Raw genomic sequence first — 16,147 nt, 5'->3', positions numbered from 1 at the left:
CCTCCCTTGCGCCCAATGCCCATCAGAAGCGCCAGATGAAGTCGACGAAGGCGCGGTGCATGAGCGAGTCGGTCCCGCTGGCATAGGCATCGCCGGGCTTGAACACGCCGCCACGCAAGCGCACCAGGGCCGAACGTTCGTCCAGGTGCTCGGCCATGGAAGCCGGCAGCAGGCCCTGCTTGAAGTAGCGGGTGACCACCAGGTCCATCTCCTGGCCGATGTCTTTCTCGCCGTCTTCCAGCGGCGCGATGATTCCGCTCTGGCCTACGTCCTGGTTGTCGTCCACGCGCCAGAAGCGGTGGTAGACGAGGCTCGCGTCGTAGTCCTCGCCCATCTGCCAGGAGGTGAAGGCGGTGGCCACTTGCAGGTTGCTCAGCTCACCGCGGAAGGCCTCGCCGAAGCGGTGCATGCGCGACTCGGTGCCGGTGAAGTTGGAGCGGTTGCTCTCGAGGCCGGTCTGGCGGAACTGCTCGGAGCTGTCGTTATCGCCGCCGCCGCTGCCACGGGCGTAGGCGCCGCCGACCTTCCACTGATCGTCGATGTTCCAGCGCAGGCCGAGGTCCAGGGCCCAGGCGTCGACGTCGACATTGCGCTTGCCGCTGGCGATGTTCTGATTGCCCACGGGCGTCTGCTGCAGTTCGTCCACGTCGCCGGTCAGCCAGGTGGCCTGGGCCCAGTAGTTGAGTGGCAGGGTGGAGCGGCGGTCGAAGAAGCCGCCGTCAGCTTCCAGGCCCAGCCAGGTCAGGTCGCCGGTGGTGCGCTTGTCCAGTTCATCCACTTCCTCGCCGACATTGGGCAGGTCGCCGTTGTCGCGGCTGTGGTGAAGCTTGGCGCCGACCCAGTGGCCGGGGCGCCACTGGGTGGTGATGTCGCCGAAGAAGTGCCGGCGGTCCTCGTCTTCCGGGGCCAGCTCATCGATGTCGGTGCGGTACTCGCTGAAGCGCTCGGCGACGCCGGCATGGGCGCGCAGCAGGGTGGTGTCGAAGCTCCAGCGCAGGGCTTCGATGTTGGTGTCCCACCAGGTGCCTTCCTCGCTGCGCACGCGCTGGCGGCCGAAGCGCAGGTGCTCGCCGGGGTAGGCGGTGAGGCCGCCGTAGTCGACCCAGAATTCGCGCATGGCCAGGTAGCTCTTGTCCGGCTCGCGGCCGTTGTTGCGCTGGCCCGCGTCGGCTTCGATATCGCTGGATTCCAGGGTGTCGGTCTCGATGGTGTCGGTGGCGGTGACCGCCTGGCCCATGGCGAAGGCGCTCCACTGGCCACGCTCGCCGTAGACCCAGGGGCGCAGGTCGAGACCGATACCGTTGACGTCGCCGCCATCGCGGGTGCCGAGGTCGCGGTCGTCTTCCGATTGCGCGGTGATCTTCACGTCCAGGCCGAAGTTCCTGCCTTCGGGTTCGGCAGCGTGGGCGATGCTCGCGGCCAGCAGGGACAGGCCCAGGCCTGCCTTGATCCAGGGATTCTTGTTCATGTGCGTTTCATCTCTCTCGTACCGCGGTCGTGCTCCGCTGTCGGGCTTCGCTGCGCTCTGCGCCAACCTGCGGGGGAGCTGCGGAGGGGGATTCATAGGCTGCTCATCTGGGTGTCCGGAGTCGCGACGCCACGGACTGCGCGTTCTTCACGCAGCAGTTGCTCGGCGCGGGCGCGGTCGGTCGGCGGCAGTTGCTGCGCCACCTGCTGTGCCAGTTCCTGGGCCTGCGGGGTGTTCTTGGGCAGGGCCAGCTGGCTGAAGACGTAGGCATTGACCAGGTTGCGCTGGATGCCCTTGCCCTGGACGTACATCTGGGCGAGGGCGAAGTCGGCGTTGATTTGGCCGTTGCGGGCGGCACCCAGCAGTCGTTCCAGGGCTTTTTGCGGTTCGATTTCACCCAGGTAGCCGCGCAGGTAGATCTGCCCCAGCAGGTAGTCGGCGCGGGGCTCGGTCGGCGCGGCATTGAGCAGGTGTTCCTCGGCCTTCTTCGGGTCCAGCGGCACCAACTTGCCTTCGTAGTAGAGGCGGCCCAGCAGCAGCTCGGCCTGGGGCAGGGAAGCGGCGCGGCCCTTCTCCAGGTAACCCAGCAGCTGTTCGGTATCGCCCTGGCCGGGGTAGTTGTAGAGCAGCTCGGCCAGGCTGACCCAGGCGGCGGGGTAGGTGGGCGCCACGGCTTCCAGCAGTTCCTTGGCCTTGCCGTCGTCCGGCTCGCCGAGGTCGGCGTCGGCCAGCACCTTGGCCACCGAATCCACGCGCTGGGCGGGAATGCGCCCGGCGCGGTAGCCAGCCATCAACTGGTCCAGCAGCTTTTGCCGGGCATCGGCGTTGCCCTGCTTCTGATACACGGTGGCCAACTCGACGTAGCAGACATCGGCCAGTGCCAGGTTGCGGGTGCAGATCTGTTCGATCTCGCCCAGGTGCTGATCGTAGGTGCCCTGGGTGCGATAGAAGAGGATCTGCGCCAGCTCGGCCTGGGTGTGGCCTTCGGCGCGCCACGTGGCGATGCGCGCCGGTACGTTCACCTCGGGGAAGTCCTGCGGGTATTGCAGGTAGAGCATCACCAGCGGCAGCAGGCTGCTCTCTTCTCCGGCGCTGAAGGACTCTTCCAGCAGCTGCGCGGTCTCGCGGCGCTCGGCCGGGTTCAGCTCGGTCTTGCGCGCCAGCAGCTTGCCCAGGCGCGCCTTGGCCCGCGGCGACTGGTCCATGGCCTGGCGATAGGTCTGCTCGGCCCTGGCCAGCTGTTCGGGATCGCCGCTGGCCACCTGCAGGTCGGCCAGGCCAACCGCAGCGTCGGCGTAGCCGAGTTCGGCCAGCTGGCGGAAGTTCTGCTCGGCGGTGGTGCTGTCACCGCGTTTCAGGGCTTCGCGGGCGAGGCGCTCGTCGGGCAGACCGGCGCAGCCGGCCAGGGCGACGGCCGCGGCCAGCAACAGGACGGGAGTAGCGTGATGGGCCATGGCGGCGCCCTCCTCAGAAGCCTGTCGCCAGGGCGCGATCGATCAGCCAGTCGAGGGACGGGCCGCGATCGACGCTGACTTCCACCGGCTGGCCGGCGAGGGTGCTGGGCAGAGGCTCGTCGGGCTGGATGGTGGCGCGGATGTCGGCGGACATGCTGCCGTCGTGCAGGTTGCTGCTGAGGATCTTGCCGTGGCGTACCTGGTCCTCGCCGGCCACCTGGAAGGTGACGCGGGCGCCGGGTTTGGCCTGGCCGATGTTGCGGAACGGGAAGCGCGCCTGGACGGTGGCCTGGGTGTCCTGAGGGACCAGTTCGAAGATCACGTCGCCCTTGCTGGCGAACTGGCCGTCGGCCACGAGCTGGCGGGCGATCTTGCAGTTGCAGGGGCTGGTGAGGGTGCCCTTCATCTGCTTGCCGAAGAGTTCTTCGACGTTCTTCGGGGTGAGCTGGTCGTCGGTCAGGTGGCCCTTGAGCATCTCCAGCATGGTGGCGTTGAAGGAGGCGATGGGCGCGCCTTTCTCCACGCTGGCATCGGCGCCGACCAGGCTCTGCACGGTGCCTTCGCGGGGCATGGTGACCTGCATGGAGGGCACCGCCACCATGGCCGAGTCGGCGTGGGTGACGAAGTACAGGCTGTACAACGAGTTGAGGATGTAGCCGAAGGCACCGACGCCGACGACGAAGATTCCGGCGCTGAGGCCGACCGCCTTCAGGCGGGCCAGGGGACCCATGCCGCCGCCCGCGCCGCCCTTGCGCGGCTTGGTAAAGTTTTCGCGCTGCAGGGTGTTGAGCAGGTCGCCGGCGCTGACCAGTTCGCCGGACAGGTGGGCGCTGATCAGGTAGCGCAGGGTGGCGATGTCGCGCGGCTGCAGGTTGTGGAACACGCAGCCGACGCGCTCCTTGCGCGCATCCACGGCGCGTATCTGGAATTCGATGTCCAGGCCCAGGCTGAGGCCGTCGATCTGGAACATCAGGCGGCCCCTGTGGTGGTCGCCGATGTTGGCGCCGGAGCGTCCGCCGGTGAAGGCGAAGCCGCCGGCGGAGACGTCCAGCAGCGACGCTTCGAAGCGTTCGCCGCGAGCGATGTAGCGGATCTTGCCGGGGATCTTCACCCGTGCGTGCTGGCGCTGGGCTTCGGATTCATGCACCACATTGAGATTGACGGCTGTATTCATGGCTTCGATTCCTGTCAGGTTCCTTGTGCTCACACGATCGCCAGCAGCGTGGCGATGAATACGCTGGTTGCGGAGAAGGTCATGGCGCGTGAGGACCAGGTGTTGAACCAGCGCGAGAAGCTGGCGAGGTCACGGTTGAGCTTGGTGTTCTGGCGGGTCCAGGACTGCTGGTCGAGGCGGAAGAAGACGTAGATCTTCACCAGGGCCCCGACGATCTGGTTGTAATAGAGGATCAGCGGGTAGGCCGGCCCGATCCGGTGCCCGGTAATGCTGAGCAGCAGGGTCAGGACGAAGCGGGTGATGCCGATCCACAGCAGGTACACCAGCAGGTAGGCGATGCTGTATTTCAGGCTGGCGATGATGGCCGCGGCCAGGCCCAGCAGGCAGGTCCACATCGACGCGCGCTGGTCGGCCAGCACCACGGTGGTGAACCAGCCGAGGCGGCGCGGGCCCAGCGCCAGGGCGCGGGAGTTCTGCCGCAGGTTGTTGCCGTACCAGCGGAACATCAGCTTGCGGCTGGCCTTGATGAAGCTCTTCTCCGGCGGGTGCTCGACCGTGTTGATCGCCGCATCCGGCACGTAGAAGGTGTCGTAGCCCAGGCGCATCAGGCTGTACCAGCTGGACTTGTCGTCGCCGGTGAGGAACTGGAAACGACCCAGGCGCCAGTGGTCCAGGTGATCGCTTTCCACGTCGGCGATGAAGTCCGGATCGGTCACCACGCTGGCGCGGAACACCGACATCCGCCCGGTCATGGTCAGCACGCGCTTGGACAGCGCCATGGAGCACATGTTGAGGTGGCGCTGGGCGAAACGCAGCTTGTGCCACTCGCTCATGATGTAGCTGCCGCGCACCTCGCAGAACTCGTTGGTGGTCAGGCCGCCGACATTCGGGAAGAGCTTGAACCAGGGCACGGTCTTTCTCACCACGCCTTCGGCCAGCACGGTGTCGCCGTCGATCACCGCCACCACCGCATTCGCGTCCGGCAGCTGGCGGGAGATGGCGCGGAAGCCGTAGGCCAGGCCATCGCGCTTGCCGGTGCCGGGAATGCGCACGAAGTCCAGCTTGACCCGCGGCGGCGGCGCCAGCTTGGCCCAGAGGTTCTTCACCAGCAGCTCGTCGGACAGCTCGACGATGGAGCAGACCACGGTGGTCGGGTAGCCGCAGTCGATGGCTTCCTGGATCACCGAGCGGTAGACCATGGCGGTGGTCAGTGCCTCGATGCGGAAGCTGGTCACCATCAGGAACACGTGGGACGGGGCCGCCGCGTCGCCGAGTTTGGCCAGGCGCCGCTTGTACCAGGGGTAGACGAAGTAGAGGAACAGCGTGCCGCGTGCGAAGTGCAGGGCGCCCATGGAGTAGCGCCAGATGCCCACGGCCCCGATCAGCAGCAGGAAATGCTTGGAATCGGGATCGAAGACGGACTTGGGCAGTGCCAGTGCCAGCAGCATCAGCGCGATGAGGTAGAACAGCCAGCCCGAGGCTTCGAGCAGGCCACCTTTGAGTTTTTCCATTGGGATGATCGTCCTGTACTGGTCGTTTCGGGCGTGCCTCCTCCCGCAAGGGGAGGAGGCAGGGCGCTTACCAGCAGATACCCTCGGCATTGCCTTGGGTGCCCCGGGGCATGAAGCCCACCAGGTCGATTACCTGCTTGCCGGCGGGAGCCTGTTGCGCCAGCGGGGCGAACAGCTCGTCACGGTTGCCGAGGACGATGATGTCGGCTTTGTCCACCACGGCGTCGAAGTTGCTGTCCAGCAGCGAGGAGACGTGGGGGATCTTCGACTCGATGTAGTCCTTGTTGGCGCCGTGGACGCGGGCGTACTCGACGTTGCGGTCGTAGATGCTGAGGTCGTAGCCCTTGCCGATGAGCATCTCGGCCAGCTCCACCAGCGGGCTTTCGCGCAGGTCGTCGGTACCGGCCTTGAACGATAGGCCAAGCAGGGCGACGCGGCGCTTGTCGTGGCCGGCGATGATGTCGAAGGCCTTCTGCACCTGGCCGGTGTTGCTGCGCATCAGCGAGCCGATCAGCGGGGCATCCACGTCCAGGGAGGTGGCGCGGTAGTTCAGCGCGCGCACGTCCTTGGGCAGGCAGGAGCCGCCGAAGGCGAAGCCCGGACGCATGTAGTACTTGGACAGGTTCAGCTTGTGGTCCTGGCAGACCACGTCCATCACGTCACGGCCATCGACGCCAACGGCCTTGGCGATGTTGCCGATCTCGTTGGCGAAGGTGACCTTGGCCGCGTGCCACACGTTGCAGGTGTACTTGATCATCTCGGCCACTTCGATGTCCTTGCGGATGATCGGGGCGTCGAGCTCGCGGTACAGGGTTTCCAGGACGTCGCCGGCGGCCTTGTCCAGTTCGCCGATGACCGTCATGGGCGGGTAGTCGTAGTCCTTGATCGCGGTGCTTTCACGCAGGAACTCGGGGTTCACCGCCACGCCGAAGTCCACGCCGGCCTTCTTGCCCGAGCAGTCTTCGATGATCGGGATCACCACGTTCTTCACGGTGCCCGGCAACACGGTGCTGCGCACGACCACGGTGTGGCGCTCGGCCTTGTCGCGCAGGGCGAAGCCGATTTCGCGGCAGACGCCTTCGATGTAATCCAGCGACAGGTCGCCGTTCTTCTTGCTCGGGGTGCCGACGCAGATGAACGACACCTGGGTATCGCGAATAGCACCGGCGACATCGGTGGTTCCGCGCAGGCGGCCAGTCTTCACGCCCTGTTGCAGAAGTTCTTCAAGACCTGGCTCGACAATGGGCGATTTGCCATTGTTGATCAGGTCGATCTTGGTCTGAGAGACATCGACACCGACAACTTCATGACCACGAGCAGAGAGGCAGCCGGCGCACACTGCACCAACATAGCCCAAACCGAAGATGCTGATTTGCATCGTATTCACCTCGTCCTTTCAGCACGCTGTTTAATATGTGACGTAAGTGTCACTTCCATTTGCATCGTCATGTCGCAAATGCAACTTCAAGATGCACAGGCATGAGTAATACCGGACGCCAAATCTGGGGCGCCTGAACTGGGTATGTGAAATTGCTTACCCGGGTAGAGTCCTGAGCTGATCGCCGCGAAGGCTCTGGCTCGTTGGTTTTGTCCAGTAGGTCGAGTTTGTTGCGCTTCTCCTTAATAAGCTTCTTTGGTTTTCACCAGATAAAAACTACCCCTCGGTTTTACGCCGATAGTTATTAAGGCAGTTTGAAATCACACGGAAATGTCGTGTGAGGAATTCAGGTGTCGGGGGTATGAGTATCTGTGTTTTCGGATAGTTCCTACCGTTCGTCCCCGATTTGATTTATTGCGAAATCCTGACTATGCATGATTCGCGCTGACGGGAACTCAGAGTTTTGCGGTTCTGGAAAAGTTCCTGATAGTGCAAATTGCATTTTTCCGGTGATTGCATTTTGCAAGTTGGCCACTACTTGAAGTTAAGTTGGCCAGTATATGAATCAAAGTTCTGAGGGCTAAATGATCTTGAATTGATATTGGATTCGAGGTTCGAAGGTGGGAATCACGGAACAGGCGTGCCAGCTCTGGCCGGTGACGGGTGACGGGTGACGGGTGACGGGTGGCGGAGGGCCGTTGGTCGGGCGCCGGTGGGGCACCGCCAACGGGGCGCAATGGCTGTTGTAGGAGCGAGCGTGCCCGCGAAGCTTTCCGGGAGATCGCCGTTTCGCCGGCAGTCTGGTTCCGGCAGGGATCCCCGGGTGCAGAAAAACGCCGCTTACCCGGCGAGGGACAAGCGGCGTTCCTTTGTGAACAGCATTACGCCGTTGGGCGGGGGCTCATCTCATTCCTGCGGCTCGTCGCGCAGGAATACCAGGTTGTCCGGCCCGGAGTGCTCCGCCGAGTAGCGGTAGCCCTGGTAGTTGAAGTCCTTCAGGCCTTCCGGGCTGGTGAGGCGTTCCTTGATCACGTAGCGGGCCATCAGGCCGCGGGCCTTCTTGGCGTAGAAGCTGATGATCTTGTACTGGCCGTTCTTCAGGTCCTTGAATTCGGTGTCGATGACGCGGGCATTCAGCGCCTTGCGCTTGACCGAGCTGAAGTATTCGTTGGAGGCGAGGTTGAGCAGGATGTCGTCGCCCTGGGCCGCCAGGGCCTCGTTCAGCCAGTTGCTGATGCGATCGCCCCAGAAGGCGTAGAGGTCCTTGCCGCGGGCGTTGACCAGCCGGGTGCCCATTTCCAGGCGGTAGGGCTGCATCAGGTCCAGCGGGCGCAGCAGGCCGTAGAGGCCGGAGAGCATGCGCAGGTGCTGCTGGGCGAAGTCGAAGTCGGCGTCAACGAAATCTTCGGCATTGAGGCCGGTGTAGACGTCGCCCTTGAAGGCCAGCAGGGCCTGCTTGGCGTTGTCGGGGGTGAAGTCCGGGTGCCAGCTGCCGTAGCGCGCGGCGTTGAGGCCGGCGAGCTTGTCGGACAGGTGCATCAGCTCGGCGATCTGCGCGGGGCTGAGTTCGCGCAGTTGCTCGATCAGCTCCTGGGCATGGTCGAGGAACTCCGGCTGGGTGAAGCGCGAGGTCACCGGCGGGGTTTCGTAGTCCAGGGTCTTGGCAGGGGAAATCACCAGCAGCATCGAATCGTCTCCTTCGGGAATGCGACGATTCTAGGGATTTGCGCCTGCTGGCTCTACCTATCCCGCCGATAGGCAGGCTGGATGCGGGGCTGGAATCAACGCCCGGGACGGAAAATTGGGGAAATTCCGGGGGAGGGGACTTTCGACTTTAACGGGCGCTTTCCTGCGCGCCAAGGGCTTTTTGCTGCACTGTGAAAAAAGGCTCGTACAGGCAAAAAAGTTCTTTTTTCTGTCATCCCGATTGGAGTAAAAAAAATACAGACCGCCGAATCCTGCAGACAGGTGGCGGCCATAGGCCCTCACCTTGTTGGCTCCATCCCCTACCCGGCATGACCCGGAGCGGGGAGGTCGGTGGTCCCCCGCGGCGGAGCGCCTGTCTGGCATTCCGTCGCCTGGCCCTATAAGAAGGTGACCGAGTATGGATGACCATGGACGCTCCCGCCCTACCGCTCCAACCTTGTACGCGCTCGACACCAACGTCCTGATTCACGATCCCAACGCCTTGTTCAACTTCCAGGAACACCACGTGGCCATTCCGATGACCGTGCTGGAGGAACTGGACAAGCTCAAGACCGGCAAGCAGGGCGTCGCTGCCGAATGCAGGCAGGCCATCCGTAACATCGACAAGATCCTCGGCGGCGCCACCCCCGAGGAAGTGGAGCACGGCGTACCCATCCAGCGAGAGAAGAGCGGCCCCTGCGGTTTTCTCTCGATCCTCATGAGCAAGCGCGCAGCCCCCATCACCTGGCTGCCTGAAGACCTCAACGACAACAAGATCATCAACCAGCTGGTGGAGCTGAAGAGCCGCAAGCCGGGCATGTCCGTGGTGCTGGTGACCAAGGACATCAACATGCGCCTGAAGGCACGGGCCTGCGGGATCGACTCGGAGGACTACCACACCGACCAGCTGGTGGATGACGTCTCCCTGCTGTCCCGTGGCTACCACGACATGCCGGGCTCGTTCTGGGACCGCGTGAGCAAGGTGGAGACGCGCCAGGATCATGGCCGCACCTGGCACCGGGTACAGCTCACCGACAACCTGCCGGCCGTGCACATCAACGAGTTCATCGTCGACGAGCAGGGCTTCGTCGGCTGGATCAAGGGCATCAAGGCCGATGAGCTGCTGATCCTCGACCTGCATCAGGAGCCACTGCTGCACCAGGAAGCCTGGGGCCTGCGTCCGCGTGACGTGTACCAGGCGCTGGCGCTCTACGCGCTGCTGGACCCGGACATCCACCTGGTCAACCTCAGTGGCGCGGCGGGCTCGGGCAAGACCATCCTGGCGCTGGCCGCTGCCATCGAGCAGACCATGGTCAGCAAGCGCTATCGCCGCATCATCGCCACCCGCAGCGTGCAGGGGCTGGACCAGGAGATCGGCTTCCTGCCCGGCACCGAGGCGGAGAAGATGGAACCCTGGCTGGGGGCAATCACCGACAACCTGGAAGCCTTGCACATGGATGACGAGAACACCCACGGCAGCGTGGACTACATCCTCAGCAAGGTGCCGCTGCAGTTCAAATCCCTGAACTACATCCGTGGCCGCAGCTTCCAGCAGAGCCTGATCATCATCGACGAATGCCAGAACCTGACGCCGCACCAGATGAAAACCATCATCACCCGTGCCGGTACTGGCTCCAAGGTGATCTGCCTGGGCAACCTGGCGCAGATCGACACTCCCTACCTCTCCGCGCCGAGCTCCGGCCTGACCTACCTGACCGAACGCTTCAAGGACTTCCCCCACGGCGTGCATATCACTCTCCAGGGTGTGCCGCGCTCCGTGCTGGCCGAGTTCGCCGAAGCCCACATGTAACCTCGGGATCCCGCCGGGCGGCAGCTGCCGCCCGGTGCGGGTTTCTGTATACAATCGGTCTCCTGTCCAAGGAGACGTGCAGTGCTTACCCATCTCGATTCCCAAGGCCGCGCCAACATGGTCGACGTCACCGACAAGGCGGTGACCTCCCGTGAGGCGACGGCTGAAGCCCGTGTGCGCATGCGCCCGGAAACCCTCGCCATGATCCAGGCCGGCGGCCACCCCAAGGGCGATGTGTTCGCCGTGGCACGCATCGCCGGCATCCAGGCGGCGAAGAAGACATCCGATCTCATTCCCCTGTGTCACCCGCTGATGCTCACAAGCGTCAAGGTAGAGCTGGAGGCGGATGGGGACGACTGTGTGCGCATCGTCGCCCGCTGCAAGCTGGCCGGGCAGACCGGAGTGGAAATGGAGGCGCTGACCGCCGCCAGCGTCGCCGCCCTGACCATCTACGATATGTGCAAGGCGGTGGATCGCGGCATGACCATCGAAAACGTCCGCCTGCTGGAAAAGCTGGGCGGCAAGAGCGGCCACTATCAGGCCGGGGAGCAATGATGATTCGCGTGCAGTATTTCGCTCGCTACCGTGAAGCGCTTGGCATCGACGGCGAGCAGCTCAGCTGGGACTCGGCGTTCGCGAAACTGGATGACCTGCGCCAGCACCTGCTGGCCCGTGGCGGCGTGTGGGAAGTGCTCGCCGAACAGAACCTGATGTGCGCCCGCAACCAGGAGCTGTGTGGCCTGGACGAGGTCCTCGCGGATGGCGACGAGGTCGCCTTCTTCCCCACGGTCACAGGAGGCTGAAATGGCTGTTCGCGTGCAGGAAGGTGCTTTCGATCCCGGTGTTGAACTCAACGCGCTGCACGCGGCCAACGTCGGCATCGGTGCCGTGGTCGGCTTCGTTGGCTACGTGCGCGACTTCAATGATGGTCAGGAAGTGGCGGGGATGTTCCTCGAGCATTATCCGGGGATGACCGAGAAGGCCCTGGAGAAGATCGAGGTGGAGGCACGGGAGCGCTGGCCGCTGCTCAACGTTGAGATTCTCCACCGCGTTGGCCGGCTGGAACCGGGCGAGCCCATCGTCTTCGTCGGCACCGCCAGCGCCCACCGCCAGGCAGCGTTCGATGCGTGCAACTTTGTCATGGACTACCTCAAGACCCGTGCACCCTTCTGGAAGAAGGAAGACGCCGCCGAAGGCCCGCGCTGGGTGGAAGGGCGGTGCAGCGACAAGGCGGCGGCCGAGCGCTGGGAATGAACCGAGTGCGGACTGCTTTTCCTGTGGGGGCGAATTTATTCGCGAAGGGGAGCGAAGCTGCCCCCGGGGACTCCCAATGGCAGGCCTGCGGCCTGCTTGGCGAATAAATTCACCCCACAAGTTTCGAACGAGCCTGGCTATTGCTGGGCTTTTTCCTGGGTCATTGACGGCGTGTACATATAAGTCCAACATGGACTAACAAGTACAAGTTAGCGGCGTCCATGATGATCCACAGCCAGCTACCCACCCCTTCCCATCCCGGCCATTTCTGGCCGTGTCTTCTTCTGCCTCGCAAAGCCATTCCGAACCTGCTCGCCCCGTTGTGTGGCGGGCATCCATCCGTACTGCGGGAGTCGCACCATGAAGAAACTCGTTCTGCTGGGCAGCCTTGCCCTGGGCCTGCTGGCCTCCAGCGCGTTCGCTGCCGAGAAGCCTCTGCGCATCGGCATCGAAGCTGCTTATCCGCCCTTCGCCTTCAAGACGCCGGACGGCCAGATCGCCGGCTTCGACTACGACATCGGCAATGCCATGTGCGAGGAGATGAAGGTCAAGTGCCAGTGGATCGAGCAGGAGTTCGATGGCCTGATTCCATCCCTCAAGGTGAAGAAGGTCGACGCCGTGCTGTCGTCCATGACCATCACCGATGAGCGCAAGAAGTCCGTGGACTTCACCGGCAAGTACTACTACAGCCCGGCGCGCCTGGTGATGAAGAAGGGCAGCGTGGTCGACCCCGAATTCAAGAGCCTGGTGGGCAAGACCATCGGCACCCAGCGCTCCACCACCACCGACCGCTTCGCCGCCGAGGTGCTGGAGCCCAAGGGCGTGAAGGTGGTGCGCTACAGCACCCAGAACGAGATCTACCTGGACGTGCTGTCCGGCCGCCTGGACGGTGTGCTGGCCGATGTCTTCCCGCTCAACGAAGGCTTCCTCAAGACTGCGAACGGCAAGGACTACGAGTTCGTAGGTCCGGTGCTGAACGATCCGAAGTACTTTGGCGAGGGCGCCGGCATCGCCGTGCGCAAGGGCGATAGCGAGCTGCGCGGGAAGTTTGACAGCGCCATCAAGGCCCTGCGGGAGAATGGTAAATACCAGGCGATCCAGGCCAGGTACTTCGACTTCGATATCTACGGCGATTGATGGATCGGCCGCTGGCTACACCCGGGTTGGTGTAGAGCGAAGCGAACCGGCAAATCGTAGCCAGGAAAAAGGGAGCCCGAAGGCTCCCTTTTTCGTTGCGGCGAACGGCTGTCAGTGCAGGATCTGCCCCAGGAACAGCTTGGTCCGCTCGTTCTGCGGGTTGTCGAAGAAGGCGTTGGGTTCGTTCTGTTCCACGATTTCGCCCTTGTCCATGAAGATCACCCGGTCGGCCACGGTGCGGGCGAAGCCCATCTCGTGGGTCACGCAGAGCATGGTCATGCCGTCGTGGGCCAGGCCGATCATGGTGTCGAGCACTTCCTTCACCATTTCCGGGTCGAGCGCCGAGGTGGGTTCGTCGAACAGCATGATCTTCGGCTTCATGCACAGGGCGCGGGCGATGGCCACGCGCTGCTGCTGGCCGCCGGAGAGCTGGCCCGGGAATTTGTTCGCCTGCTCCGGAATACGCACGCGCTCCAGGTAGTGCATGGCGATTTCCTCGGCCTGGCGCTTGGGCATCTTGCGGACCCACATCGGCGCCAGGGTGCAGTTCTGCAGCACGGTGAGGTGCGGGAACAGGTTGAAGTGCTGGAACACCATGCCCACTTCGCTGCGGATCGCCTCGATGTGCTTGAGGTCGCTGGTCAGCTCGGTGCCGTCGACGATGATGCGGCCCTGCTGGTGCTCTTCCAGGCGGTTGATGCAGCGGATGGTGGTGGACTTGCCGGAACCGGACGGACCGCAGAGGACGATGCGCTCGCCCTGCTGCACGTCGAGGTTGATGTCCTTCAGCACGTGGAACTGGCCATACCACTTGTTCACGCCCTGCAGGCGGATGATTGGCTCGCCGGCTACTTTCTTGCTTGTTTCAGTCATGGGATGACTCCTAACGCTTGTGGCCGGTGTCCAGCTTGCGCTCCAGGCTCATGGAGTAGCGGGACATGCCGAAACAGAAGATCCAGAACACCAGGGCGGCGAAGACGTAGCCTTCGGTCGCCATGCCCAGCCAGGCCGGGTCGGTGGTGGCTTGCTTGATGCTGTTGAGCAGGTCGAACAGGCCGATGATGATCACCAGGCTGGTGTCCTTGAACAGCGCGATGAAGGTGTTGACGATGCCGGGGATGACCAGCTTCAGGGCTTGCGGCAGGATCACCAGGCCCATCATCCGCCAGTAGCCCAGGCCCATGGCCGCAGCGGCTTCGTACTGGCCCTTGGGGATTGCCTGCAGGCCGCCACGCACCACTTCGGCGATATAGGCCGACTGGAACATAATCACGCCGATCAGCGCCCGCAGCAGCTTGTCGAAGGACAGGCCTTCGGGCAGGAACAGCGGCAGCATCACCGAGGACATGAACAGCACGGTGATCAGCGGAACACCACGCCAGAACTCGATGAAGGTCACGCAGATGACCTTGATCGCCGGCATGTTCGAACGTCGTCCCAATGCCAGCAGGATGCCCAGCGGCAGCGCGCCGACAATGCCCACCGCAGCGATCACCAGGGTCAGCATCAGGCCGCCCCACTGGCTGGTGGACACGGTGCTCATGCCAAGGAAGCCGCCGTGCAGCAGCCAGTAGGCGACGATCGGGTAGATCACCAGGAAGCCAAGGCCGTACACCGCCTTGCGCGAAAAGCGCGGAATGAACAGCGGCGCGGCGCCGATGATGGCGAGCCATACCGCCAGGTCCACTCGCCAGCGCAGGGCTTCGGGGTAGAAGCCGTACATGAACTGGCTGAAGCGCGATTTGATGAAGACCCAGCAGGCGCCTTCGCTGGTGCAGTCAGCGCGGGTGGTGCCGTTCCAGTCGGCCTGGAGGAAGGCCCACTGGATCAGCGGCGGCACGATCAGCCACACCAGGTAGATGGCGAACAGGGTCAGCAGGGTGTTGAACCAGTTCGAGAACAGGTTGGCGCGCAGCCAGCCCAGTACGCCGACGCTCATCCGGGGTGGCGGCTGGTCGGGCTTGAATACATGTGTCGTCATGGCTCGGCCCTCACCGCTCGACTAGCGCAATGCGCTTGTTGTACCAGTTCATCAGGATCGAAATGCTGATGCTGATGGCCAGGTAGACGCTCATGGTGATGCTGATCACCTCGATCGCCTGGCCGGTCTGGTTCAGCACCGTACCGGCGAACAGCGAGACCATGTCCGGGTAGCCGATGCCGGCCGCCAGGGACGAGTTCTTGGTCAGGTTCAGGTACTGGCTGGTGAGCGGCGGGATGATCACGCGCAGGGCCTGCGGGATGATCACCAGACGCAGGGTCTTGGCGGCGGGCAGGCCCAGGGAGCGTGCCGCCTCGGTCTGGCCATGACTGACCGCCTGGATGCCGGAGCGCACGTTCTCGGCGATGAACGCCGCGGTGTACACGGTCAGCGCCAGGGTCAGGGCGATCAGTTCCGGAATCACCACCCAGCCGCCGCGGAAGTTGAAGCCCTGCAGCTGCGGGATGCTCCAGTCGAAGGGATGGCCGAAGACCAGAGTGACCAGGCCGGGTATTACCACCAGCAGCACCAGCGAGCTGATCAGTACCGGGAAGCGCTGGCCGGTGGCCTCACGCCTGACCTTGGCCCAGCGGGCGATGGCGATACTCGTCAGCAGCACCAGTACCAGGCTGACCAGGAAGGGCCAGAAGCCATCGGCCATGGTCGGCGCCGGCATGTACAGGCCGCGGTTGTTGAGGAAGAAGTGTTCGCCGATGGACAGGCTCTGGCGCGGCCCCGGCATGGGCAGCATCACCGCGAAGTACCAGAAGAAGATCTGCAGCAGCGGCGGGATGTTGCGGAAGGTCTCGATGTAGATGGTCGCCAGCTTGCGGATCAGCCAGTTCGGCGACAGCCGCGCCACGCCCAGGATGAAGCCGAGGATAGTGGCGAAGAAGATGCCGATACCCGAGACCAGCAGGGTGTTGAGCAGACCGATGACGAAAACGCGGCCGTAGCTGTTGCTTTCGTTGTAGTCGATCAGGTGTTGGGAAATCCCGAAGCCGGCGCTCTGTTCGAGGAAATCGAAGCCGGACAGGATGCCGCGCTGTTGCAGGTTGTGCTGGGTGTTCTGGAACAGGTACCAGCCCAGTGACACGACCGCGATGACGGCGATGATCTGGAATAGCCACGCACGTGCCTTCGGATCGGTCCAGACCGAACCTTTCGGAGCGCGTGGGGCGTTGGCAGTTTTTTGCATGACGGCCCTCTGGGAACCGCTGGCCAGCCGGATGGGGGACGGCGGCCAGGGTTCGCGTTGAAACGGAACTCGATCCCGGCGGCCACCTCATGCGGC

14 protein-coding genes are annotated in these 16,147 nt (G+C 63.7%); 5 read left to right on the top strand and 9 right to left on the bottom strand.

The window, feature by feature from the left end; genetic code table 11:
• Positions 1-22: 22 nt before the first annotated feature.
• From ACFW0B_RS00980 to yaaA, 6 genes are all read right to left on the bottom strand, one after another.
• Positions 23-1,468, bottom strand: coding sequence for an alginate export family protein (locus tag ACFW0B_RS00980; RefSeq protein WP_449146092.1), 1,446 nt, complete (start codon positions 1,466-1,468; stop codon positions 23-25).
• A 92-nt stretch (positions 1,469-1,560) separates the two neighbouring features.
• Complete coding sequence (gene algK / locus ACFW0B_RS00975; protein ID WP_449146091.1) at positions 1,561-2,922, bottom strand: alginate biosynthesis TPR repeat lipoprotein AlgK; 1,362 nt, start codon at positions 2,920-2,922, stop codon at positions 1,561-1,563.
• Positions 2,923-2,935: 13 nt separating this feature from the next.
• Positions 2,936-4,096, bottom strand: a complete 1,161-nt coding sequence (locus ACFW0B_RS00970) for a PilZ domain-containing protein (RefSeq protein ID WP_449146090.1) — start codon at positions 4,094-4,096, stop codon at positions 2,936-2,938.
• A 29-nt stretch (positions 4,097-4,125) separates the two neighbouring features.
• Entirely contained in the window at positions 4,126-5,607 is a 1,482-nt protein-coding gene (gene alg8, locus ACFW0B_RS00965) for a mannuronan synthase (protein ID WP_449146089.1), read from the bottom strand.
• A 67-nt stretch (positions 5,608-5,674) separates the two neighbouring features.
• Complete coding sequence (gene algD / locus ACFW0B_RS00960) at positions 5,675-6,985, bottom strand: GDP-mannose 6-dehydrogenase (protein ID WP_449146088.1); 1,311 nt, start codon at positions 6,983-6,985, stop codon at positions 5,675-5,677.
• 906 nt (positions 6,986-7,891) lie between these two features.
• A complete protein-coding gene (yaaA, locus tag ACFW0B_RS00955; RefSeq protein WP_449146087.1) occupies positions 7,892-8,671 on the bottom strand; it encodes a peroxide stress protein YaaA in 780 nt (259 codons plus the stop codon).
• Positions 8,672-9,089: 418 nt separating this feature from the next.
• Here yaaA and ACFW0B_RS00950 point away from each other — a divergent pair, with 418 nt between their 5' ends.
• From ACFW0B_RS00950 to ACFW0B_RS00930, 5 genes are all read left to right on the top strand, one after another.
• A complete protein-coding gene (locus ACFW0B_RS00950; RefSeq protein ID WP_449146086.1) occupies positions 9,090-10,481 on the top strand; it encodes a PhoH family protein in 1,392 nt (463 codons plus the stop codon).
• An 81-nt stretch (positions 10,482-10,562) separates the two neighbouring features.
• A complete protein-coding gene (gene moaC, locus ACFW0B_RS00945) occupies positions 10,563-11,036 on the top strand; it encodes a cyclic pyranopterin monophosphate synthase MoaC (protein WP_449146085.1) in 474 nt (157 codons plus the stop codon).
• A complete protein-coding gene (locus ACFW0B_RS00940; protein ID WP_449146294.1) occupies positions 11,036-11,284 on the top strand; it encodes a MoaD/ThiS family protein in 249 nt (82 codons plus the stop codon). Before moaC ends, ACFW0B_RS00940 begins: the two co-directional genes overlap by 1 nt.
• Position 11,285: 1 nt before the next feature.
• The gene (gene moaE / locus ACFW0B_RS00935; protein ID WP_449146084.1) at positions 11,286-11,735 is read left to right on the top strand and encodes a molybdopterin synthase catalytic subunit MoaE; all 450 of its coding nucleotides are present in this window, start codon (positions 11,286-11,288) and stop codon (positions 11,733-11,735) included.
• 360 nt (positions 11,736-12,095) lie between these two features.
• Positions 12,096-12,872: an ABC transporter substrate-binding protein gene (locus ACFW0B_RS00930; RefSeq protein WP_449146083.1), complete on the top strand. Its 777-nt coding sequence runs from the start codon at positions 12,096-12,098 to the stop codon at positions 12,870-12,872.
• Between the two features lie 111 nt (positions 12,873-12,983).
• Here the strand turns inward: ACFW0B_RS00930 and ACFW0B_RS00925 are convergent, their stop codons facing one another.
• Genes ACFW0B_RS00925 through ACFW0B_RS00915 form a run of 3 tightly spaced genes read right to left on the bottom strand, consistent with a single transcriptional unit; the run spans position 12,984 to position 16,051 of the window.
• Positions 12,984-13,745, bottom strand: a complete 762-nt coding sequence (locus tag ACFW0B_RS00925) for an amino acid ABC transporter ATP-binding protein (protein WP_449146082.1) — start codon at positions 13,743-13,745, stop codon at positions 12,984-12,986.
• Between the two features lie 10 nt (positions 13,746-13,755).
• Entirely contained in the window at positions 13,756-14,853 is a 1,098-nt protein-coding gene (locus ACFW0B_RS00920; RefSeq protein ID WP_449146081.1) for an amino acid ABC transporter permease, read from the bottom strand.
• A 10-nt stretch (positions 14,854-14,863) separates the two neighbouring features.
• Positions 14,864-16,051 (bottom strand): amino acid ABC transporter permease, encoded by a 1,188-nt coding sequence (locus tag ACFW0B_RS00915; protein WP_449146080.1) that lies wholly within the window; start codon positions 16,049-16,051, stop codon positions 14,864-14,866.
• Between the last annotated feature and the right edge of the window lie 96 nt (positions 16,052-16,147).

Origin of the sequence: Metapseudomonas phytobenefica, assembly GCF_043392685.1 — a bacterium.
In the GTDB taxonomy this organism is placed as follows: domain Bacteria; phylum Pseudomonadota; class Gammaproteobacteria; order Pseudomonadales; family Pseudomonadaceae; genus Metapseudomonas.
Note: the sequence above shows the minus strand (reverse complement) of the source record. Positions and strands in the feature narration are given on the sequence as shown.